The organism is Neisseria shayeganii, assembly GCF_014054965.1.
Lineage (GTDB): Bacteria > Pseudomonadota > Gammaproteobacteria > Burkholderiales > Neisseriaceae > Eikenella > Eikenella shayeganii.
Genome location: NZ_CP059567.1, coordinates 1,113,589 through 1,135,821 on the forward strand (window position 1 = coordinate 1,113,589; position 22,233 = coordinate 1,135,821).

At 56.9% G+C, this 22,233-nt stretch carries 23 protein-coding genes; 2 read left to right on the forward strand and 21 right to left on the reverse strand.

Translation table 11 applies throughout. The features are described from left to right. Positions 1 to 112 precede the first annotated feature (112 nt). The 13 genes from nrdB to ppx all read right to left on the reverse strand — a co-directional run bounded on the left by nrdB (position 113) and on the right by ppx (position 12,574). The gene (nrdB, locus tag H3L94_RS05445) at positions 113 to 1,246 is read right to left on the reverse strand and encodes a class Ia ribonucleoside-diphosphate reductase subunit beta (protein WP_182122991.1); all 1,134 of its coding nucleotides are present in this window, start codon (positions 1,244 to 1,246) and stop codon (positions 113 to 115) included. Positions 1,247 to 1,360: 114 nt separating this feature from the next. Further along, positions 1,361 to 2,263, reverse strand: coding sequence for an acetylglutamate kinase (argB, locus tag H3L94_RS05450; RefSeq protein WP_182122992.1), 903 nt, complete (start codon positions 2,261 to 2,263; stop codon positions 1,361 to 1,363). Positions 2,264 to 2,372: 109 nt separating this feature from the next. Next, positions 2,373 to 2,786: a YidB family protein gene (locus H3L94_RS05455; RefSeq protein ID WP_009118095.1), complete on the reverse strand. Its 414-nt coding sequence runs from the start codon at positions 2,784 to 2,786 to the stop codon at positions 2,373 to 2,375. A 71-nt stretch (positions 2,787 to 2,857) separates the two neighbouring features. Beyond that, positions 2,858 to 5,023: a polysaccharide biosynthesis tyrosine autokinase gene (locus tag H3L94_RS05460; protein WP_182122993.1), complete on the reverse strand. Its 2,166-nt coding sequence runs from the start codon at positions 5,021 to 5,023 to the stop codon at positions 2,858 to 2,860. A 30-nt stretch (positions 5,024 to 5,053) separates the two neighbouring features. Further along, entirely contained in the window at positions 5,054 to 5,500 is a 447-nt protein-coding gene (locus H3L94_RS05465) for an arsenate reductase/protein-tyrosine-phosphatase family protein (RefSeq protein WP_182122994.1), read from the reverse strand. Between the two features lie 10 nt (positions 5,501 to 5,510). Continuing rightward, positions 5,511 to 6,614 (reverse strand): polysaccharide export protein, encoded by a 1,104-nt coding sequence (locus H3L94_RS05470; RefSeq protein ID WP_182122995.1) that lies wholly within the window; start codon positions 6,612 to 6,614, stop codon positions 5,511 to 5,513. A gap of 97 nt (positions 6,615 to 6,711) precedes the next feature. Further along, entirely contained in the window at positions 6,712 to 8,010 is a 1,299-nt protein-coding gene (locus H3L94_RS05475; RefSeq protein WP_182122996.1) for an MFS transporter, read from the reverse strand. After that, positions 8,007 to 8,189 carry a cbb3-type cytochrome oxidase assembly protein CcoS gene (ccoS, locus tag H3L94_RS05480; RefSeq protein WP_009118093.1) on the reverse strand — a complete coding sequence of 61 codons (183 nt, stop codon included), beginning with the start codon at positions 8,187 to 8,189 and terminating at the stop codon, positions 8,007 to 8,009. Before ccoS ends, H3L94_RS05475 begins: the two co-directional genes overlap by 4 nt. A gap of 3 nt (positions 8,190 to 8,192) precedes the next feature. Next, positions 8,193 to 8,510, reverse strand: coding sequence for an HLGFF motif protein (locus H3L94_RS05485; RefSeq protein WP_182122997.1), 318 nt, complete (start codon positions 8,508 to 8,510; stop codon positions 8,193 to 8,195). Between the two features lie 120 nt (positions 8,511 to 8,630). Next, on the reverse strand, positions 8,631 to 9,164 hold the full coding sequence (locus tag H3L94_RS05490) for an NUDIX hydrolase (RefSeq protein ID WP_182122998.1): 534 nt from the start codon (positions 9,162 to 9,164) through the stop codon (positions 8,631 to 8,633). 87 nt (positions 9,165 to 9,251) lie between these two features. Next, complete coding sequence (locus tag H3L94_RS05495) at positions 9,252 to 10,436, reverse strand: lysozyme inhibitor LprI family protein (protein ID WP_182122999.1); 1,185 nt, start codon at positions 10,434 to 10,436, stop codon at positions 9,252 to 9,254. Positions 10,437 to 10,530: 94 nt separating this feature from the next. Further along, positions 10,531 to 11,040: an acyl-CoA thioesterase gene (locus H3L94_RS05500; protein ID WP_182123000.1), complete on the reverse strand. Its 510-nt coding sequence runs from the start codon at positions 11,038 to 11,040 to the stop codon at positions 10,531 to 10,533. A gap of 40 nt (positions 11,041 to 11,080) precedes the next feature. Further along, positions 11,081 to 12,574 (reverse strand): exopolyphosphatase, encoded by a 1,494-nt coding sequence (gene ppx / locus H3L94_RS05505; RefSeq protein WP_182123001.1) that lies wholly within the window; start codon positions 12,572 to 12,574, stop codon positions 11,081 to 11,083. Between the two features lie 238 nt (positions 12,575 to 12,812). Between ppx and H3L94_RS05510 the strand changes: the two genes are divergently transcribed. Further along, positions 12,813 to 13,691 (forward strand): EamA family transporter, encoded by an 879-nt coding sequence (locus H3L94_RS05510; RefSeq protein WP_182123002.1) that lies wholly within the window; start codon positions 12,813 to 12,815, stop codon positions 13,689 to 13,691. Positions 13,692 to 13,944: 253 nt separating this feature from the next. Here the strand turns inward: H3L94_RS05510 and H3L94_RS05515 are convergent, their stop codons facing one another. Then, a complete protein-coding gene (locus H3L94_RS05515; RefSeq protein WP_182123003.1) occupies positions 13,945 to 14,433 on the reverse strand; it encodes an isochorismatase family protein in 489 nt (162 codons plus the stop codon). Positions 14,434 to 14,528: 95 nt separating this feature from the next. Here H3L94_RS05515 and H3L94_RS05520 point away from each other — a divergent pair, with 95 nt between their 5' ends. Continuing rightward, a complete protein-coding gene (locus H3L94_RS05520; RefSeq protein WP_182123004.1) occupies positions 14,529 to 14,933 on the forward strand; it encodes an Lrp/AsnC family transcriptional regulator in 405 nt (134 codons plus the stop codon). A 103-nt stretch (positions 14,934 to 15,036) separates the two neighbouring features. On the opposite strand, the gene H3L94_RS05525 is transcribed toward H3L94_RS05520, so the two are convergent. The 7 genes from H3L94_RS05525 to H3L94_RS05555 all read right to left on the reverse strand — a co-directional run bounded on the left by H3L94_RS05525 (position 15,037) and on the right by H3L94_RS05555 (position 22,117). Beyond that, positions 15,037 to 15,789, reverse strand: coding sequence for an endonuclease/exonuclease/phosphatase family protein (locus tag H3L94_RS05525; RefSeq protein WP_182123005.1), 753 nt, complete (start codon positions 15,787 to 15,789; stop codon positions 15,037 to 15,039). Positions 15,790 to 15,933: 144 nt separating this feature from the next. Next, entirely contained in the window at positions 15,934 to 16,821 is an 888-nt protein-coding gene (locus tag H3L94_RS05530; RefSeq protein WP_182123006.1) for a DMT family transporter, read from the reverse strand. Between the two features lie 82 nt (positions 16,822 to 16,903). Beyond that, entirely contained in the window at positions 16,904 to 18,007 is a 1,104-nt protein-coding gene (gene prfB, locus H3L94_RS05535; protein ID WP_009118044.1) for a peptide chain release factor 2, read from the reverse strand. Between the two features lie 139 nt (positions 18,008 to 18,146). Continuing rightward, positions 18,147 to 18,398 (reverse strand): PhaM family polyhydroxyalkanoate granule multifunctional regulatory protein, encoded by a 252-nt coding sequence (locus H3L94_RS05540; protein ID WP_009118045.1) that lies wholly within the window; start codon positions 18,396 to 18,398, stop codon positions 18,147 to 18,149. 71 nt (positions 18,399 to 18,469) lie between these two features. Beyond that, positions 18,470 to 19,948: a patatin-like phospholipase family protein gene (locus H3L94_RS05545; RefSeq protein WP_182123007.1), complete on the reverse strand. Its 1,479-nt coding sequence runs from the start codon at positions 19,946 to 19,948 to the stop codon at positions 18,470 to 18,472. Positions 19,949 to 20,099: 151 nt separating this feature from the next. Beyond that, positions 20,100 to 21,350, reverse strand: coding sequence for a serine hydroxymethyltransferase (gene glyA / locus H3L94_RS05550; protein ID WP_182123008.1), 1,251 nt, complete (start codon positions 21,348 to 21,350; stop codon positions 20,100 to 20,102). Between the two features lie 131 nt (positions 21,351 to 21,481). Continuing rightward, complete coding sequence (locus H3L94_RS05555; RefSeq protein WP_182123009.1) at positions 21,482 to 22,117, reverse strand: alpha/beta hydrolase; 636 nt, start codon at positions 22,115 to 22,117, stop codon at positions 21,482 to 21,484. Between the last annotated feature and the right edge of the window lie 116 nt (positions 22,118 to 22,233).

The window sequence follows — 22,233 nt, forward strand, 5'->3', positions numbered from 1 at the left end:
CGTTGTAAAACGCAGCGAGTGGTGGCGGTAATTTTGATACGCCTATTTAAAACGAACAGGCTACCTGAAACACCTTTGCCTTTCAGGTAGCCTCTTTTGCCGTCCGAGCGGTTTACAGTTCGAAATCGCCTAAATCCTCGGCATTAACTTCGGCATCGATCTGGCCAATCAGATAAGAGCTGATTTCCACTTCCTGCGGGGCCACCTGAACATTATCGGACGACAGCCAAGCATTGATCCACGGAATCGGATTTTGGTTGGCCCCCTCAAAAGCGGGCTTCAGGCCCACCGCCTGCATACGCAAATTGGTGATGTATTCCACATACTGGCTGAGGATTTCTTTATTCAGGCCGATCATGGAGCCGTCTTTAAACAGATACTCGGCCCACTCTTTCTCTTGGGCGGCGGCTTTTTTGAACAGTTCGAAGCATTCGCCTTCCAGCTCCGCGGCAATCTCCGCCATTTCCGCGTCGTCCGCGCCGCTCTTCATCAGATTTAACATATGCTGGGTGCCGGTGAGGTGCAGCGCCTCGTCTCGGGCAATCAGCTTGATGATTTTGGCATTGCCTTCCATCAGTTCGCGTTCGGCAAAGGCAAACGAACAGGCAAACGACACATAAAAACGGATCGCCTCCAGCACGTTCACGCACATCAGGCACAGATACAGCTTTTTCTTCAGCTCGCGTTTGCTGACGGTAACGGCTTTGTCGCCCACCTGGTGCCGCCCTTCGCCCAACAGATTGTAATACTGGCTGTATTCGATCAAATCATCGTAATAACAGGCAATGTCTTCGGCGCGGGCGATGATGTATTGGTTTTGCACAATATCGTCGAACACCACCGAAGGATCGTTGACGATATTGCGGATGATGTGGGTGTAACTGCGCGAATGGATGGTTTCGCTAAAACTCCAGGTTTCAATCCAGGTTTCCAGCTCGGGAATCGACACCAAGGGCAGCAGCGCCACATTCGGGCTGCGCCCCTGAATCGAATCCAACAGCGTTTGATATTTCAGATTGCTGATGAAAATATGCTTTTCGTGCTCGGGCAAGTTTTGATAGTCGATGCGGTCGCGCGAAACGTCGATTTCCTCCGGCCGCCAGAAAAACGAGAGTTGTTTTTCGATCAGCTTTTCGAAAATTTCGTATTTTTGTTGATCATAACGCGCCACGTTCACCGGCTGACCGAGAAACATCGGCTCCAGCAAAGCATTGTTTTGTTCTTTGCTGAAGGTGCTATAGGACATGACAAGATGTTCGCAGGACATGGGGCGTTCCAATAATATTGTTCAAAAATAAATCAAGAGACGGGCCGGCTTTTCAGGTAGTCCGCTCGGTAGTGGCCGTGGCGGAGGAGGGATTTATGCCGCCGCCGCTTTTTTGCCGAGAATCATCGAGCCGATGCCCTCATCGGTGAAAATTTCCAGCAGTAGGGCATTCAACACGCGGCCGTCGATGATGTGGACGGCATTGACGCCGTGGGTGGCGGCTTCGATGGCGGAACTGATTTTCGGCAGCATACCACCGTACAGGGTGCCGTCGGCCACCAGTTCGTCAATGCGCTCCGGCGTCAGATTGGTCAGCAGATTGCCGGCCTTATCCAGCACGCCGCTGATGTTGGTCATCATCACCAGTTTTTCCGCTTTCAGTTCCTCGGCCAGCTTGCCGGCCACCAAATCGGCATTGATATTGAAGGCTTCGCCGTGGCGGCCGACGCCGATAGGCGCGATAACGGGAATGTAGTCGTGCTCGATCAGGCCGCGGATCAGGGAAACGTCGATGCTTTCCACCACGCCTACCTGGCCGATATCGACGCCGTTGCGCTCGGGGGTGTTGATGAACAGCTTTTTGGCGCGGATGCAATGGCTGTCGCGACCGCTGATGCCGACGGCTTTGCCGCCGTTTTGGTTGAGCAGGGAGACGATTTCTTTGTTGACATGGCCGCCGAGCACCATTTCGACGATGTCCATGGTTTCGCTGTCGGTAACGCGCATGCCCTGTACGAAAACGCCTTCTTTGCCGACTTTTTGCAGCATTTCGTTGATTTGCGGGCCGCCGCCGTGTACGACCACCGGATTGATCCCCACCAATTTGAGCAAAATCACGTCCTTGGCGAAACCATCTTTCAAATGCGGTTCGGTCATGGCGTTGCCGCCGTATTTGATGACGACGGTGGCGCCGGCAAAGCGGCGGATATAAGGCAGGGCTTCGGAAAGAACGGTGGCTTTGAGGCTGGGCGAAATGGGTGCGGAGGCGGTGTTCATGATCTGGGAGATGATAGAAAAAGAATGTGGTCCAGGCTACCTGAAAAGGTTGCGGCACAACATTTTCAGGTAGCCCGAGACATGTTGCCGCTTGGTTCGGATAAGCGGTTTATTTCATGAAATTTTGCAGCAAGATACGGGCGACATCGTCTAAGCCGAAACCGTCGGCATCGGCAGCGGTGCCGTTTGGCGTGAGGCTGTCGATGATTTGGGGCAGGTATTGCGACAACAAGTCGCCGGCCTGGTGACCGTCTAAGCCCACTTGTTGGGCGGCTTGCTGCAAACCGCCGCCCAGTGCGGACTCGAGCTGATCGGCGCTCACCGACTGGTTGCCGCCTTGGCCGATCCAGCTTTGTAAAATATCGCCCAGGCCGCCTTGTTGCAGCTGTTGCAGTAGGTTGCCGACACCGCCGTTTTGCTCGATCAGCTGCGCAATCAATTGCAGCGCTTGGCTTTGGCCGTTACCGTTGCCGCCGGCGATGGAAGACAGGGCGCTGTTGAGAACGGAGTCTAGGATTCCCATGATTGATTCCTTTCGAAGTGACATCGGATATGCTGAGGCTACCTGAACGTTTTCAGGTAGCCTGAGGCAAATCAATTGCCGCCGTATTTATTGCTGTAGGTGCTGTAGGTGCCATAGCGGCCGTAAGTTTCGGCGGTGCGCTGTACGCCGTTGAGCACGGCACCGCTGATGCGCACGTTGTTGTGCTGGAAGCGGGTAATGCTTTCCTGTAATTCCTCAAGCGTGGTTTCAGCGAAACGCGACACCAGAAGGGTGGTGCCGCTGTGTTGCGCAAGCACGGCTGCATCGGTAACAGCCAGAATGGGGGGGGTGTCCAACAAAACGTAATCGTAATGCTCGCCGGCCCAACTCATGAATTCAGCCAGTTTGGGACGGTGTAACAGTTCGGACGGATTACCGGGTACGGTACCGCGGCTGATAAAGTGGATACGGCCTTCTTTGACCGGCTGAACAGCATCCGCAAAAGTGAGTTGGCCGGCCAGAATTTCAGCCAAACCTTGTTCGGCACGGCCACCCATCATTTCGTGCAAATAGCCTTTGCGCATATCGGCATCCACCACCAATACCTTTTTTTCCGCTTGATGGATGATGGCGGCCAGATTGGCAGACACAAAAGATTTGCCGACGCCGGGAGCGGGGCCCGAAATGGTCAGAATATTGTTATCGGCATCCATCATGCTGAAGAATAAAGTGGTGCGCAGGGCGCGCAAGGCTTCGACGGCAACGTCGCTGGGGTCTTCAAACGCCAGTAGGGTATCGGAACGGACATCTTTATTGCGTTTGAGCGCCTGTAAGATTTTGTCGCGCTTGCGTTGGATTTCTGATAAAGGAATGGATGTATACACATTCAATCCCAATAATTGGATTTCATCCTGCGATTTGATGCCGCGATGCAGGGCGGAGCGCATCAGATAAAAGCCTGAAGCCAGCAGGCCGCCAAGCAAAAAGCCGAGCAGCATGAGGATGGGGCGTTTCGGTTTCACCGGCAGTTCTGCCGTCATGGCGGTATCGACAATCCGCACGCTGCCGGCGGAGCTGGCTTTCAAAATATCCAGTTCCTGCTGTTTGTTGAGCAGCTGCACGTAAATGGCACGGTTGATTTCCACGTCGCGCGATAAGCGAATGATTTCTTGTTGGATTTCCGGCAGGCGGCTGATTTGCGCATTGATGGTGGCCTTGGCGTTTTCCAATACTTTGAGTTTGTCGGCCACGGCACGCATGGCCGGATGCTCGGCGGTGTACAGCTCGGACAGCCCGGCTTGTTCGGTGCGCAGATCGGTCATCTGCATCTCGATTTTGGTCAGGCTCTCCAAGGTGCCTTTGGCTTCTTGCGGAATATCCAAGGAACCATGGCGGATGCGGTAGGCATTCAGTTTGTCTTCCGCCTGTTCCAGCTCACGTTTCAAGCCGGGTAGTTCCTGCTGGATGAATTGCAGGCCGTTGGCGGCAATTTGGGTTTCCTGTTCTTTATTTTGCAGAGCGTAATGCTCCAACACAGAATTGAGCACCTGCTGCGCCCGTTTGGGATCGGTGTCTTGGTAGGAGAGGCCGATAATCGGGCTGTTTTTGCCTTTTGCCGAAGCGGATAAATTGTCTTTCAAACGCTCGACCGAAGCCAAAAACGAGCGGCGGCGCAGCGTGAATTCTTGGCCGGGTTGGGCCAGCGCTTGTTGGACAGTGAGCTGGTTGTCGCCGAATGTCAGCGGCTTGCCGATTTGGCCTTGATGAGTTTGGCCGTCGGGAGCTTTCAAAGTGAAATTGACTTTGTCTTCGAGACGCAGCACAAAGGCTTCGTTCAGCCATTCGGTTTTCACCGAGAACGATTCTATTTGAAGAACAGGTGCTTCTTCACCGGATAGGTTGGCAGCCAGGCGGCCGACAATAGGGGTGTAGCGCGGGCGGACATCGTACTCGAGATTCAGGGCGCGTACAGCACGGCCGATGACCAGCCGTGATTTGATCAACTCAATTTCACCGTCGGTTTGGGCCACAGAGCCGTTGCTGAGCAAACTTTCCAGATCGCTCAACACCCCTGCCTGCCGGCTTTCGATCTCCAACAGAGCGTCGGCCTGATAAACGGGGGCCGTGCCAAAAGCATAAGCACCGGCCAACAGGGCGCTCAAGACAGCAACGCTGATGATTTTGTATTTATGGAACCAGAGGGTGCCGAGCAGTTTGTGCAGATCGATTTCTTCGTTATCGGTAGCGTTGTTGTTTTGTAGAGAAGGATTGCTCATGTCGGGCATCTCAAAAATATAGCGGTTTGATTATCGGGTACGGTTGAGTTTGTCGGCCCACAGGCGGGCGGCTTCGTCAATTTGCCGGTAAATCAGACGAAACATATCGTCGCTTTGGCGGTAGGGGTCGGCAATGTCCTGCTTGGGCAGCCATTGGCCGAACAGCATCACTTTGCTGCGCGAGGAAGGGGAGATTTTGTCGACGGCGCCGATGTGCGCTTGTTCCATCACCAAAATCAGATCGTTGGCATCACACAGCTCGGCAGTGAGTTGCCGTGCGCAATGGCCGGCAAGCGAAACGCCGTGTCGGGCAGCCACCGCTTCTGCTTGTGCATCGGCGGCGGAACCGATCAAGGCGCCGACGCCGGCGGAGGAAACCTGTTGCTTGTGTTTCAGGTAGCCTTGCAGCAGTCGCTCGCCGGTGGGGGAGCGGCAGATATTGCCCACGCACACCACCAAAATGTTTTGAAAATTCATAAGGACAGACTTAGAAGGCTCGGCCGATGCCCACCAAATTGGCGATCGACGGTACGATCTGGGTCATCACGCGGTTCCAGCGGGTAATCGGCGCAGTGGTCACGTAAACCACATCATCGGGTTGCAGTTTGAATTGGGTGCCCAAAGCGAAAGCGGAAGCATCGGCCAGATTGAGCTGGTACACCGCAATCGGTTTGAGGCCGTTTTCGGTTTGGGTGGCTTGGTTGCGGACCACAAACACACCGGTGGCGCGAGCACTTTGTTGGTTCAGGCCTTCAGCCATGCCTAAGGCTTCTGTCAGATTCAGTCCGTTGCTGCCCATGCTCAAAGTTTGCTGCTTACCGACTTCGCCCATGACATGCACTTTGGCGTCGGTAACAGGCGGTACGTAAACAATGTCGCCGTCGGCCAACAGGCGGTTTTGAGCGAGGTTGCCGTGGCGCACGATGTCGGTAAGGGAAATGGTGTGGTCAACGCCCTGATGCGTCCATTTGATGGCGGAGATATTGGCCTGTTCGCTGAAGCCGCCGGCCAGATTGACCGCATCCAGCAGTGTCATCGGCACATTGGTAATCGGGAGTTGGCCGGGCTTATTCACCGCGCCGGCTACGGAAATTTTCTGCGAGCGGAATTGGGCGATGTTGACATCCACTTGCGGATTGCGGATGTAGCGGCGCAGACGTTGCGTGATTAGGGATTGGACTTCGGCCAGTGTTTTGCCGCGGACGTAGATTTTGCCGGCTAAGGGATAAAAAATATGGCCTTGCTCGTCCACCCAAGTGCCGCCGCCAGCAGCCTGCTCTGAGCGGTTACCGCCGTTTTGCGGATAATCCCAAACCGTGATGTTGAGCACATCGCCGTTGCCGATGCGGTAGCGGTAGTGGGCGCTTTGCTGCTCCAAAGCGGGATTGCGGCTGCTGTATACCTTGGGTGCACGCAGATCGTTGACCAGAGACAGGGTAATCGGATAAACGGCCACCCAATTATCAAGCGGAATGTGGCTGTCGTTCTGTAAAACAACGGTTTTGCTGCCGATGCTCAGGTTGCTGCCGGTGCAGGCGCTCAAAGAAAGTGCGGCGGCCACGCCCAAGCAAACGACTTTTGTCGATTTCATATGCCCAATAAACCTGTTCAGTGATGTGATTTTGCCATTTCGACAGGCCGTTTGCCCGCCCGAAAATGAAGTTGCGAGTATAGCAATCTCAAGTAGGCTAAGCAATCCAGCGCTTGATGCCTTCCCGAATCTCGGGGGCAATCCACAACAGATAGCCCAGCATCAGCACATTGCCCACCGCCACCATCAGATAGAGCAGGGTGATGCTGTCAAACAGCCACAGCAATAAAGCGCTCAGCAAGGCGGCGGCCACCATAAATAAGCCGTTGACAATGTTGTTGGCGGCCACTGCGTGGGCGCGGAAGGTTTCGCTGCTGGCGGTTTGCAGCCAGGTGTAAAGCGGTACTGAGAAAAAACCGCCGAAAAAGCCGAGCATGCCGATACACAGCATCACCGGGTAAGCATGGCTGCGGGCCAAGAAAGTAGTGATGCCGACCAATTCACGGTGGTGTTGTCCGTGGGTTAAGGAAACCAGCAGCAGGCCGAATATACCCATGCCGACGGTACCCAAGGCCACCCAGCCCAAATTCAGGCGGTTATGGCTCAATTTGGCGCACAATACCGATCCGCTGCCGATGCCGATGGAAAACAGTGCCAGCATCAGATTGAATACCGCCTCGTTGCCGCCTAAGTGCAGGCGGGTAAAGGTGGGCAGTTGGGTGGTGTAAACCGCGCCGATAAACCAAAACCAAGAAATGCCGATGATGGCCGCGTAAAGCGCACGGTCGGCGAAGGCTTGGCGCAGAATGTCTTTGGAATCGCGCACCACGTGCAGGCTGACGGCGGTTTGCGGCGCCTTGGCCGCCACGCGCGGCATAAACAGGCTGGTGCACAAGCCCAAAGCCGCAATCACCAACACCACGGTGGACACCACCGTGCCGCCGGTGCCGGCCAGCAGGGTGCCGATGATCTGGCCGAACAAAATGGCCAGAAAGGTGCCGCCCTCAATCAGGCTGTTGCCTGAAAGCAGTTCTTTTTCGTTGAGATAATCCGGCAGCACGGCGTATTTGAGCGGGCCGAACAAAGTGGATTGCAGGCCCATCAGAAACAGGCAGCCCATCAGCAGCCAAACCGATTGCGCCAAAAAACCGACGGTGGCCAGCATCATCACCGCCACTTCCATCAGCTTGATCACCACCGCCATGCGGCCGCGGTCGAATTTATTGCACAGTTGGCCGGATAAGGCGGAAAACAAAAAAAACGGCAAGATAAACAATAAGGCGCCCAAATTGAGCATCTGCTCCGCCGGCAGCCAGCTGCTCTGCCCCAAGCCGTGGTAGCTGATCATCACGAAGAGGGCGGTTTTAAACAGATTGTCGTTCAGGGCGCCGAGAAATTGGGTACCGAACAGGGGCGCGAAGCGCCGGCTTTTGGCAAAGGCGAATCCGTTGCTCATGGTTGGTCCTTTCTGTGGCCGTGTTCTTCTTCGTGTACCGAATCGTCGTCCATCAGAATGCGGTGGGCGGGGCCTTCCAAATCGTCAAATTGGCCGTGTTTGCCCGACCACCAAAAGAAATAGCCGATCACAAACGCCAACACGATGCTGATGGGGATCAAGATGAATACGCTGCCCATGGTTTAGAGATTTCCGTTTAAATCCGACAACACAAACAGCCTGCCTGCCAAGCGCAGGTATTGCTGGCGCAGGTCGGCGACGGGGTGGCCGGTTGAATCGTGAATGGTGAGGGTATCGCCTTCAACACGCCAAAGCAGGGGCTGTTCGGCCCATGCTTGTAGCGGGTTGCCGACCGGCAGCTCCGCTGAAGAAGCGTCGGCCGCCTGCAGGCGCAACATACAGACGCCGCTTTGCGGCGGCTCTTCGTATTCGTCGTCCGGCAGGAAAACGATGAAGCCCAGATGGATGCCTTCGGGCGTGTTGAGGGTGAATTGCTGCATGTTTCAGGTAGCCTCGGATTAAGGTGGCGATTCACCGGCGGCGGCACTGAGCGGCTACCTGAAACAGCCGGCTGTGTGCCTGTGGCGGTGTTTCAGCAGAGCGGCCCTAGCCGGCGCCATTTAGCTGTTGAGCAGCCAATACTGCAGACCGACCACGGTTTTGGCGTCTTGGATTTCGTTGTTCTGCATCGCCGCTTTAACTGCCTGGCGCGACAGCAGCACGGTTTCGACGAATTCGTCCTCATCCGGCGTGCGGGTGCTGGTGGCGCTGACGCCTTCGGCCAGATAGAGATACATTTTTTCGTCGCAAAAGCCGGGAGCGGTGTAAAAAGTGTGCAACAGGCGCACGCGCTCAGCGCGGTAGGGCGTTTCTTCTTCCAGCTCGCGGGTGGCGCACAGAGCGGGGTCTTCGCCGTGGTCGAGCTTGCCGGCCGGCAGTTCGAGCAGGGCTTGGGCGGTGGCGTAACGCCATTGGCGCACCAGCACCACTTCGTCCTGCTCAGTAACCGCGAGCACGCAGGCGGCGCCGGGATGACGGATGACGACGCGGTAGCTTTCGTTGCCGTTGGGCAGGCGTACGGTGTCGCGGGCGATGGTGACGAATTTGCCGTCGAAAATCGGCTCGGAGGCAATTTGGGTTTCGGTTAAATCCATGGGTTTTCCAGGCAGCGGGAGAGGCGGCGGAGCTTTCAGGTAGCCTGCGGTATGGGTGCTCGGGCTACCTGAAAGCCGCCGGCGGGTTTATTGCACCACGTAGCCGCGCAGTTCGTTAATTTTGCTGCGGGTTTCTTCGGTTTCGCATTGCAGGCGCGCCAGCTGGGCGGAATGGTTGCTGCCGGCCTGTTGGGCGGCGGCGGCACATTTGGCGGAGGTGGCGCTGTTCCAGTTTTGGTAGTCTTGGCCGATGATGGCTTTCACATCGTCGGGTATGCTCTGCCACAGGCGGCGGATTTCCTGATCGGCCTGCTGATTCTGGCGGCGGGCTTCGTTGACGGCGGCCAAGAGATGGGTTTCGGCATTTTGCGCCAATTCAGGCAGCCGCTGCTCTATGCGTTGGGAGTCGCATTCCAAACGCAGCACTTCCTGCTCCAGCGGCTCGCTCGATTCCGATTTGCCGAAGTAGGCGCATTCGCTTTCGCGCAGGCGGTTCCATTGCTCTTGATCGGTTTTCAGGGCAGCGCGGGCGGCGGGCGGCAGGCTTTGCCACTGTTGGTTGAGCTGGCGGTGCCAGCCTTGGTTTTCGCTTTTCGCCGCTTCGAGCCGGGCTTGCAGTTGGGCTTGGTTGAGGGCGTCGAGTTCCTGCTGGCGGGCGGCCTCGGCCGAAGCCGCCTGCTCCAGCACTTGCGCATCGTGTTTCAGTTGGGCGTGGGCGAGATAGAAGCGCAGCGGCAGGGAAAGCGCGGCGGCAGCGGCTTTGCTGTCCAGTTCTACCACGGTTTTGGCGCCGTCGTCGGTGGCTTGCACGGTGTAGGAAAGGGAGCGGAAGTAGCCCTGTTTGCCGTCGGCCCTCAGTCCGTTGCTCATCACGCTTTCCATGTCTATGCCGTCGGTTTCGTGCACGCTCATATAGCGGGTGAAGCTTTCCTGCAGTTTCAGCGCCGCATCGGCCGTGGGCGTGAGCCGGAGAGAGGCTTCGCAGGCCAAAGCCGCGTTGTCTTTGCCGGCGGGCTGGACGGTGCGGATGTCGTCGATCGCCAAGCCCAAAGCCTCCAGGCCGCTGTTCACGGCGGCAGCGTCGGACACGCTGGGCAGTTGGTCTGCATGGTTGCCGAGGGCGGCTTGGACTGCCGATTCCTGGCGGATTTGCTGCTTGAGCGCCTCCACGACTTCGGGGGCGCTGCAGCTCAGGGCGGACGGGGCGTCTTTTTCGCCGCAGGCGCTGAGGCAGGCGGCGCTGAGTAGGGTGCACAGCAGCAGACGTTTCATGATGTTTTCTCCTGAGGGTCGGATTAGGCAAGGGGCTACCTGAAAGCTGAGGCGCGGCGTTGTGGTGGCGGAGCCGGTGTTCGGACAACGGTTTTCAGGCGCAAATGTCGCAAGAGGGAATGGTGCGGCTGCTGTCGAGCCGCAGTTTTTTGCGCTGCTCGGCGGCAGTAAAACGGCAGCGCTGCAAGTCGGTGTTTAAGGCCAAAGGCGGCACGGGCGCGGGCTTGCCTTCGTGCATGGCCACCATGGTGAAATAGCAGCTGTTGGTGTGGCGTACACTGCGGCGGCGGATGTCTTCCGCTTCGACGCGGATGCCGATTTCCATGGAGGTGCGGCCGACGTGGTTGACGCTGGCGAGGAAAGTCACCAATTCGCCCACGTGTATCGGCTCTTTGAAGGTGACTTTGTCCACCGACAGGGTCACGCAGTAATGCCCGCTGTAACGGCTGGCGCAGGCATAGGCCACTTGGTCGAGCAGCTTGAGCAGGTCGCCACCGTGCACATTGCCGCTGAAGTTGGCCATGTCGGGCGTCATCAAAACGGTCATCTGCAGTTCGTGCTGGGGCATTGGGGCGGCGTTGGGGGCGTGTGTTTCGGTATGCATGGTGTGTTCGGGTTCGGGCTACCTGAAAGGCGGCGTGTTTTTATTTGGCGACGATTTCGAAATTCAGGCCGATTTTCTGCCATTGGGCGGCATCGTCGGCCAGAGCGCCGGCGGTGAGCGGGTTGTCGTCCAGCCAGCGGCGGTTGATGCTGAGGGTGTAGCGGCGCTGTTGGTAATCCAGCGTGGTGCCGTCGGGCAGGGCGAGCGGCAGGCGGCCGCGGCAGAACAGGGCGGCCAGGCGCAGGGAAAGGGTGGCGAACCAGAGCATGCGGTTGCCGTTGAGCAGCTCGGCCAGTTTGCGTACATCGCCGCGGTGGCCGAGCACCAGGAGGGACAGAATACGCTGTTCTTTACGCGAGAAGCCGGGCATATCGGCTTGCTCGAGGATGTAGGCCGAATGTTTGTGGTAGGCGGTGTGGGCGATGTCGATGCCGATTTCGTGCACCAAAGCGGCCCAACGCAGATATTGCTGCCAGTGGCTGCGGGTTTTCGGCTCTTCCTTGGCCGAGAGCATGGCGAAAAACTGTTCGGCCAAGGCGGCCACGCGTTCGGCTTGGTTGGGACCGACGTGGTAGCGCTGCTGGAAGCGGGCGATGGTCTGGTCGCGCATGTCTTCGTTGAGCTGGCGGCCGATGAGGTCGTAGAACACGCCGTCGCGCAGGGCGGCGTCGGTCACCGTCATGCTGCGGATGCCCAGCTCTTCAAATACGGCGGTCATCACGGCCAAGCCGCCGGCGAACACTTCGATGCGGTCGGCTTTTAAGCCTTCCAAACGGGCTTTTTTGGTGCTGCCGGCCCCGATTAAGCGGCGGGCGATGTTCTGCATGGCTTCAAGGGTGATGCCGTCCTGTTCGGGAAAGAGGGCGGCGGTAACGTCGCGGATGGCGCGGGCGGAGCCGGAAGTGCCGACGGCGAAATCCCAGCCGTTGAGTTTGAGGATTTTGCCGATGCGCTGGATTTCGCTGCGGGCGGCGGTGACGGCGGTGCGAAAGCTCTCCGCACTGACTTTGCTTTTCGGAAAAAAGCGCATGCTGTAGGTTACGCAGCCCAGATTCAGGCTTTCGGTTACCGTGGGCTGGAGGTCGGAGCCGATCACGAATTCGGTGGAACCGCCGCCGATGTCCACCACCAGCATTTTGTCGCCGTTGGGCGGCAGGGTGTGCACCACGCCGGTGTAGATCAGGCGGGCTTCTTCGCGGCCGGCAATCACTTCAATCGGGAAGCCCAGCGCGGCTTCGGCTTTGGGGATGAATTGGTCGATGTTTTTGGCTACGCGGAAGGTGTTGGTGGCCACGGTGCGCACCTGTTCGGGCGGGAAACCGCGCAGCCGCTCGCCGAATTTGGCCAAACAGGCCAAGGCGCGCTCCTGCGAGGCCTCGTCGAGCATTTTGCGCTGGTCGAGACCGGCGGCAAAGCGCACCATTTCTTTGATGGAGTCGATGATTTGCAGCTGGCCGTTGTGGTTTTGGCAGATTTGCAGGCGGAAGCTGTTGGAACCCAAGTCCACCGTGGCGAGCATATTGTCTGGAATCATTGAAGGGGCGGCAGTGGAATAAAGCGCGTATCTTACCTTGTCGGGCGGGGGCTGTCATGATGAAAATGCGGCGGCGGGGCGGGTTTCAGGTAGCCTTTGCGTGCGATTTTCCGGTATGCGGTTTTGGCCGGCAATACGGCTGCCACGGAGAGGGCGAACAGGCGCTTAAGTAGCCCGAGGCGGGCCGCTTCTATATAATGCGGCGCCGTTTTGAACGGAAGTGACAAGGCTTGAGGCGATGGAATTTTTATTGGCGGCGGTGGCTTGCAGCGTGGCGGTGTCAGTGTTGCTCAAAGTGGCGCGCCGGCGCGGCATTCAGATCGAGCACGCGATTGCGGTGAACTATATTGTGGCCGGGGCGTGTTGCTGGTTTCTGCTCAAACCCCCGCTGCATTCTTTGGCACAGGCCGACTGGCGCGCGCTGTGGCCGTTTTTGCTGCTGGGCGTGCTGCTGCCTACTATTTTTGTGGTGCTGGCGCGGGCGGTGGAGCAGGCGGGTATTGTGCGTACCGATGCGGCTCAGCGTTTGTCGCTGGCTTTGCCGGTGGCGGTGGCGTTTTTGTGGTTCGGCGAGGTACTGACGCTCAATAAAACGGTCGGTATTGTGTTGGCCTTCGCCGCACTGGCCGGCCTGCTGTATAAGCCGGAGGGCGGCAAAAAAGGCAGCGGCGGCCTGTTTTGGCTGGCCGGGGTGTGGCTGGGCTTCGGCATGATCGATATTTTGTTCAAGCAGTTGTCGAAAACCGGGCAGGCGGTGTCGCTGAATCTGTTTGTGGCGTTTGCTTTGGCCTGCGTGCTGATGTGGGGCTATGTGTGGTGGCGCGGCAAGGCGCTGAAAGCGGCGGATGTGGTGGGCGGTCTGCTGCTGGGGGCGTTGAATTTCGGCAACATCCTGTTTTATCTGAAAGCGCATCAGGCTTATCAAAACGATCCGACGCTGGTGTTTGCCGGCATGAATTTGGGCGTGATTGTGTTGGGCACGCTGGTGGGGGCGGCGGTGTTTAAGGAAAAGATTGCCACCGCCAACCAAGTCGGCATTGTGCTGGCTTTGGCGGCGGTGGCGAGTTTTTATTATTTGGATAAGATGTTAGCGTTTTTCGGCTGGTTCCTGGTCTAACGGTTTATTTGTCACATTCTTGGGGCAACAAAGGGATAATGCGACCTCAAGAAAAATATTTCAGGTAGCCTCAACTGATTTTGTTGTATAGCAGCATTTGCTATGGTCCGATGTTGGATTACGGTAAGCGATCTCAGGCTACCTGAAATGTTTTCAGGTAGCCTGAGATCTTTATGTGTATAGGGCGGAGATGGCGCAGTCCTTGCCTAAAAAACGTCGGCTAGGATGCCCGGCCCACAGTTGCTTGCGGCGATCAAATCACCTCAACCCTGTCTGCCAATGCTCGTAGCGCGATTTGGTGAACCAATGCACTTGGTGCGGCACACAAATCACCCAATATGCGGATACGATAAGCCTCTGCTGCGGGGGATAATGCTGTATGTGTAACACAATTCTGTGTCATGATGCCGCAGATATCCAATGCCTCGATGCCTTGCTGCATCAGGATTTCCGTCAAATTTGTGCCTAAAAAGCAATCTGCGTGCATTTTTTGTACTAAAGGTTTGTCCACTAGCAAATCTGACACCGAAGCATGCAAAGCTCCGCCATGCGAACCTCGTGCAAACAAAGCTTCTCCTTCGGGAGAAACATGTTGTACGCCAATAACAAACTGTCCGTCTGCTTGCGCTTGCTGGATATGAGCCGCAATTTTTTGTGCCACCTCGGTTGCATTTTCTTGCGGAAATGCACCGCCTGCAAAATATTCGTTCTGCACATCAATGACCAACAAAGCGGTTTTCATTTGTTTTACTCCTTGAATTGAAAAGGCAAGGATAATGAAAAGCGGAGAGCAGTGACAGCACATAATTCACGATATTGATGCTGGAAACAGAGAAAATGAAAAAATTTAACGACCGAACCAGCCAAGCCATTTTGCGCGAACTACGTCGCAACGCGAGAATCAGTTGGCAAGCTTTAGGACAAACCGTTCATTTGAGCGGACAGGCGGTTGCCGAACGGGTTCGGCAAATGCAGGATGCGGGTATCATTAACGGTTTTACGCTTAAAGAAACCCGAATGCGCCACTTTATTGGCGTACGAATGCAACACACGCATTTTGATGAGTTTGAAAATTGGCTGCTCAGTTGGGAAAACATAGAAAGTGTAGATAAAACAAGTGGCGACACCTGCTATCAAATTGTTTACGCTACAGATGACTTAAACGAATTGGAGCACTTTTTAAACCATTTGCTGCAACATGGAGCCTATCGCCTGCATAGCAGTATCCGACGTGTAAAGTAATGACCAAATAACAACTTTGGTTAATCAGGATTTTTCAGCAAGCGGATACCTGAAAGCATGATAAAACATGGCTTTCGGGTAGCTGTTTTAATTAACGAGCGGTTTATTTCGGCACCACGGTGGCGGAAAGGGGCAGGTGGTCGGACAAAAGCTGCCAAGGTTTGCCTTGGTAGGTGACGGCGTCGAGCACGGTGAGGTGGCGGGTGTAGATGCGGTCGAGGCTGAGCATGGGCAGGCGGGCGGGGAAGGTTTTGGGGCGGCTGCCGCTGAAGCGCAGAAAGGCTTCGTCCAGACCGAGCACTTGGCCGAGATTGCGGCAGGATTGGTGGCGCCAGTCGTTGAAGTCGCCCGCCAGCACCAGCGGAATGTGGTGCGGGATATGGCGGTGGATGTAGTCGTAGAGGGCGCGGTATTGTTTGCGGCGGTCGGGCTCGCGCAGGTTGAGGTGGGCGCACAGGCAAACCAAGGGATAACGCCAGCCGGGCGGTTGGATTTCGCAATGCAGAATACCGCGCTGCTCCAGACGGTTAACCGATACGTCGAGATTGTGTTTGGTAGTGAGCGGCAGGCGGCTGAGGATGGCGTTGCCGTGGTGGCGGTCTTTGAAGACGGCGTTGCGTCCGTAGCTGCGGTGGTAGGAGAGCAGGCGGCCGAGCAGTTCGTCGTGCGGCTCGGCGGGAAAATCGGGCACGGTAAGCAGGCGCTTGCGGTGTTCGCCCTGCACTTCCTGCAAAAACAGCACGTCGGGCGCAATGCTTTGCAGGGCGTCGGCCATTTGCGGCAGCAGCAGTTTGCGGTTGAGCGGCGACATGCCTTTGTGGATGTTATAGGTGGTGACGGTAACGGGGGCGGGCATGGAAATCGGCAGGGAAAAGGGGAAGAGGCTACCTGAAAAGACGGCGTCCGATACTATATGGGCGACCGCGGTTTTTTTCCAGAGCGGTTGGGGCGGCGCGCAGTGTAAAGAGCAGAAGGCGGATGTTTCTTTCTGCCGGGGTGTTTACACGACACGTTTCGGTAAGGGCCAAATCACGGCTACCGTCATGGCGGCCACAATCAGTAAGCCGCCGAGCCAGACATGGCTACCGATGTGTTCGTTCAGCAGCCACCAGGCAAACAGGGCGGAAAAGAGCGGTTCCAGATTGAAAATCAGTGCCGCCCGCTGCGGCGTGGTTTGGTTTTGAAAACGCATCTGCACCCAAAAGGCAAAGGCGGTGGCAAAACCCGCCGTCAGCAGTAGGGCGCGCCACAGGCTGAAATCCCAGTTTTGCGGCCACAGCGGCTGTCCGCTCGGCAGACAGAGTGCGGCAAACAGCAGGGCGGCGGCGGCTAGTTGGATCACCGTCAGCCATTCGGCGTTGTGGCGCAGGGTGAGCCTATCGGCGGCGATGATCTGCAGGGCACTGAATACGGCGCCCACCAACACCAACATATCACCGAGTGCCACGCGCTCGAAGCTCAGTTGGGAAAGCACGGCCAAACCGGCCAGGCCGAGCAGCACCGACCATTTCACGCCGGCCGACATCGGTTTGCGCCACACCACGCGTTCCAACACAGGCACGAACAGCATGGTCAGCCCGGCCACGAAGCCGGTATTGGCGGCGCTGGTGTATTGCAGGCCGCCAATAAGAAAGGCGAAGGTGAGAAACAGCAAAGCGCCCAACACGCTGCCGGTAAATAGGGTGCCGCCTGTCAGCTCGCGCGGCCGGCGCAGGGCAAACGGCAAGACCAGCAGGGCGGCCAAGGTAAAACGCAACCACAGCAGCGTCCACATGCCGTGCTGGGCCATGGCGTCTTTCATCAAGGGAAAGCCCAAGCCCCAGGCAATGGCGATGTTGAGCAGCATCACTTCGGCCAACAGGGTGCGGCGGTTCAGCAGGGTAGTCATTGGAAACGTATAGAGAAAGGGTAGGGGAGTGAGAGAAGGCTACCTGAAAACGGTTTCAGGTAGCCTTCGGCGATGCGGCGGATTATACACCCTGTTTCAGGCTGGCTTCGATAAAGCCGTCCAAATCGCCGTCGAGCACGGCCTTGGTGTTGCCCATTTCGTAACCGGTGCGCAAGTCTTTGATGCGCGAGGAATCGAGTACATAGGAGCGGATTTGGTGGCCCCAGCCCACTTCGGATTTGCCGTCTTCCAGCGCCTGTTTTTCTTCGTTGCGCTTGCGCATTTCCAATTCGAACAGTTTGGATTTCAGCATGTCCATGGCCGCGGCTTTGTTGGCGTGCTGGGAGCGGTCGTTTTGGCACTGCACCACAATGCCGGTGGGCTCGTGGGTGATGCGCACGGCGGAATCGGTTTTGTTGATGTGCTGGCCGCCGGCGCCGGAAGCGCGGTAGGTATCGATACGCAAATCGGCGGGGTTGATCTCGATTTCGATGCTGTCGTCCACTTCGGGGTAAACAAACACCGAGGCAAACGAGGTGTGGCGCTTGTTGTTGGAGTCGAACGGCGAATAGCGCACTAGGCGGTGGATGCCGGTTTCGGTGCGCAACAGGCCGTAGGCGTATTCGCCGTCGAGCTTGATGGTGGCGCGGTTGATGCCGGCAATCTCGCCCTCGTCTTCCTCCAGTACCTCCACTTTGAAACCTTTGCGCTCACCGTAGCGGGTGTACATGCGCAACAGCATGCCGGCCCAGTCTTCCGCCTCGGTGCCGCCGGCACCGGCGGTGATGTCGATGAAGCAGTTGTTGACGTCGGCGGGTTGATTGAACATGCGCTTGAATTCCAGCTCCGCCATTTGGGCCTCCAAGCCGGCCACATCGGCTTCCAAAGCGGCAAAGCCGTCGGCGTCGCCTTCTTCCACCGTCATTTCGATCAGCAGGCGGTTGTCTTCGATGCCGCCGGCAATGGTGTCGAGCGTGAGCACGATGCCTTCCAGCACTTTGCGCTCTTTGCCGATTTCCTGGGCTTTTTTCGGGTCGTTCCACAACTCCGGGTCTTCAGACAAGCCGATCACTTCTTCCAAGCGGTCTTTCTTGCCGTCGTAATCCAAGTAAACGCGGATTTCTCCGCTGCGCTTTTCGAGGTCGTCGAGGGTGTTGTTGAGTTGGTTGATGCGTTCGGCTTCCATACACTTCTTTATATTTTTGACTAAATGAATCGCTGAATTATTCAGGCGCGTATTGTAGCAGAGTTTGCCCTCGGCCGAGAGGGCGGAAAACCGCCCGCAACGGCGGGCTTCCGGCTTTCAGGTAGCCTGATGGCAAGCGTTATTTTGTTGATTCGCTGCCGCCGCCCGTCATTTGCTGCATGGTCTCAAAAAAGGCTTTTTGCTGGTTCAGCAGGGCTTTTTGGCTTTGTACCGCCTGTAATTGGAACTGCAGCCAGGTTTCAATGTAATCCAGCTCGGCGATTTTGCGGGCGGCCTCTTCCGCCGAAACCGGCGGCATAAAGGGCAGGGCGGTGGCGCTGCTGTTTTGCCAGAGTTGCTGCCAGGCGGCGAAAGGGTTGTCTGCGGACATGCTTTTCTCCTCGATGGTGTGGTGGTCTTGTATTTGTTGTTTGGATTGGCCTCAGGCTACCTGAAAAGCGTTTAGCGGCAAACGGTAACGGGTTCGTCTCCGCCGTTTTCTTCATGGCAGGCTGCGGGAGCGGGCACGGGAATGGCCGGGCCCACTACAGGCTTGGCCGACAGGGCTTCGAGCAGTCTGGCGTATTCGGGCGACTGCTGCAACAGCACGCCGGCGGCGGTTTTCAGGTTGTTGACGTCTTGATTCGGCAGCTGGAAGCTGGTGGAAATATTGAGTACGGCGTGGCGCAGCGGCGTATCGGGCAGGTCGCGCAGATTGAGGCTGACAAAATGCATGCCGATTTTGCGGCCGGCAGGCGTGCGGATGTCGCTGTCGTTCCATTGGTCGGCTACGGCGCGGAAGCGGCGCAGCGATTCTTGGGAATATTGGTCGATCGGCACGTTGATGACGGCATTCAATACGTCCACAAAGCCCGGCACGGCAGCCGATTGGTCGATGTTGCTGCTGAGCTGGTTTTGCGCATTCACATTGATGATGGCGATGGTGTGCACCTTGCCGTTGGCAAACTGGCGGCGCAGCATGTTTTCGGGATAGATTTCGGAGGCATCAAGCAGGCTGCGCAGGCCGAGGTTGTCGGTAAGGCCGCCGTCGATCAGGTGGATGTACGGGCGTTTGCGGCTGTCGCCGTATTGGTTCAGGTGTTGGACGGTAAATTCGCGGCGGGTTTGGCTTTGCAGCCGTTCTTCGTCGCTGTCGGCCAAGGCTTGGCGCATATTCGGCGGCAGAGTATAGCCGCAGTTGCCGCCGTGGTTGTTGAGCGTGAGCGGGCTGAACACCAAAGGCACGGCGCTGGATGCGGCCACGGCGCGCGCCACCGGCAGCTTGGACAAATTCAGGCACATCACGTCGAAATATTCTTGGGTGAAGTCGAAACGGTGTCCGAGCGACATATCGGTGGCGGAAATCACCGCAAACGGCCCTTTGCGGCGGGCGGCCAAATCGCCGAAAGTGGTGTTGCCGAACAGGGTGTTTTCAAACTGCTCCTGCAGCAGATCGCCGCGGCCGAATTCCGGCGACGTCAGGCGGGGCAGATTGGCCAAGGAGAATACCTGGCTGACCACCTGCTTCTGAAAGTTCTGCTTCAAAAAATTCTGCTCGAAAGCCGGAATGGTGTCTTTGCCGTGCATGGCGTAATAGGCGGCCAATACCGAGCCGCCGGAGACGCCGTATACCAAATCTACGCTGTCCATCAGCGTGGTTTCGCGTCCGTTCACATACACTTTCTGGCGGCTCAATTCTTCCAAAACACCGTAGCCCAGAGCAGCCGCCCGCGAACCGCCGCCGGAAAACATCAGAATCACAAACACGTCATCATCGTGTTTCTGCAGGTTGTGGCTCAAACGGTAGCCCTGCTGGCGGTCGATGCGGTTGATGGTTTCCACCGGCTGGTATTGCACCAGAGCACAAGCGGAAAACATCAAGGCCACCGCCGCCAGCCATAAGCAGCGGCCAAGCAGGGAGAGCAGACGGAGCGGTTGCATGGTGTTCGACCCGAATGGAATAGAAGAGAAAAAGAATGCAAAACTGCCGTGCGGCAGTATAACCGAAAGCCGGCGGCTGCGGATATGGCGGACCATAGGAAACAGGCTACCTGAAAGCGTTTCAGGTAGCCTGCTCGGCATCAGTCAGGCATCAGGCGCCGTAAACCGGATTTTTATCGCAAAGTGCTTTGGCCGCGGCGGCCACACGCTCCAGCGTGGCTTCGTCTTCCGGGTTTTCCAGCACGTCGGCCACCAAATTGGCCAACTCGCGGGCATCGGCTTCGCTGAAACCGCGGGTGGTAATTGCGGCGGTGCCGACACGGATGCCAGAAGTGACAAACGGTTTTTCGGGGTCGTTCGGAATGGCGTTTTTATTGATGGTGATGTGCGCTTTGCCCAAGGCTTCCTCGGCGGCTTTACCGGTAATGTTTTTCGAACGCAAATCCACCAAGAAAACGTGGCTTTCGGTGCGGCCCGAAATAATGCGCAAACCGCGTTTCACCAACTCTTCCGCCATGGCTGCGGCATTGATTTTCACTTGTTTGGCGTATTCTTTGAATTCAGGCTCCAACGCTTCTTTAAAGGCCACGGCTTTGGCGGCAATCACATGCATCAGCGGGCCGCCTTGCAGGCTCGGGAAAATGGCGGAATTGAGGGCTTTTTCGTGCGTGTTGTCGCGGCACAGAATCACGCCGCCACGCGGGCCGCGCAAGGTTTTGTGGGTGGTGGTAGTGACGAAGTCGGCATAAGGCACGGGGTTGGGATATTCGCCGCCGGCCACCAAGCCTGCGTAGTGCGCCATATCCACAAATAAGTATGCACCCACTTTGTCGGCGATTTCGCGGAACTTCGCCCAGTCGATTTGCAGGGCATAGGCGGAAGCACCGGCCACAATCATTTTCGGTTTGTGTTCCAAAGCCAAGCGTTCCACTTCGGCGTAATCCAGCACTTCGTTTTCGTCCAAGCCGTAAGTGATGGCGTTATAGAGTTTGCCGGAAATGTTAACCGATGCGCCGTGAGTCAAGTGGCCGCCGTGTGCCAAGCTCATGCCGAGAATGGTGTCGCCGGGTTTCAGCACCGAAGCATACACGGCTTGGTTGGCCTGCGAGCCGGAGTGCGGCTGCACGTTGGCGTATTCGGCGCCGAAGAGTTTTTTCACGCGGTCGATGGCCAGTTGTTCGGCGATGTCCACGTATTCGCAGCCGCCGTAATAGCGTTTGGCGGGATAGCCTTCGGCATATTTGTTGGTCAGCTGGCTGCCTTGCGCTTCCATCACGGCGCAGCTGACGTAGTTTTCGGAAGCAATCAGCTCGACATGGTCTTGCTGGCGTTGCACTTCTTTGGCGATTGCGGCCGCCAGTTCGGGATCGTATTGCTCAATCGTCACGCTCTTGGAGAACATGTTTTTTCCTTTTGCGGGGTAGGGGGTGAAAACGGGCCTTATTGTAACCGAGTTTGCTGCGGCGGTTGGCGGATTTTCAGGTAGCCTTTCGGGCTACCTGAAAGCCGGAACCGTCATCTGGCGAACAGGTTTTATTCGGCCAATAAGGCCGGCACAAAACGCAGCAAGGTATCGCGCAGGGGAATCAGTTTGCCGTGGAAAAAATGGGAAGCCTGCGGCAGCACGGTAAGCGGCAGATTTTGCGGTGCGCTCCAATCCAAGGCATTCTGCAGTGGCACCACATCATCGGTTTCGCCGTGTACCAACAGGGTTTTGGCAACATCCGGTACGGCAGGCGCTGCTATGGAATAAATGCCCACCGCCGGCCCCAGCAGCACCAAAGCATCCGGCTCGCGCTGTTGGGCGGCAAATGTGGCCACATAGCCGCCAAAGGAGAAACCGGACAACAATAATTTGGCGGCTTCGGGGTGCTGCGCACGGGCAAAATCTATCACTGCCACGCAATCGTCGGTTTCGCCGCGGCCGTAATCATGGGTGCCGTCGCTTTCGCCCACGCCGCGCAAATTCGGCAGATAACAATGAAAACCGAGCTTGGCATAAGCTTTGGCCGCAGTTTGGATGACCTTGTTGGTAAAGGTGCCGCCGTGCAGCGGATTGGGATGGTTGACCACCGCCACGCCGCGCACTTCACTTTCGGCCGGCAGATAAATGGTTTGCAGTTTGCCGGCCGGGCCGTCAATCCACAGCAGATTTTGCGGAGTGAGCATACAACGATTTCCGTTCGGTTGAATCAAATACTTCCCATAACTGTGATTATGGGAAGTATTATTCGGGTTGGAATAGGGCGTTTTGAGGCAATTTATTCACGGCTGTTTTCATACAG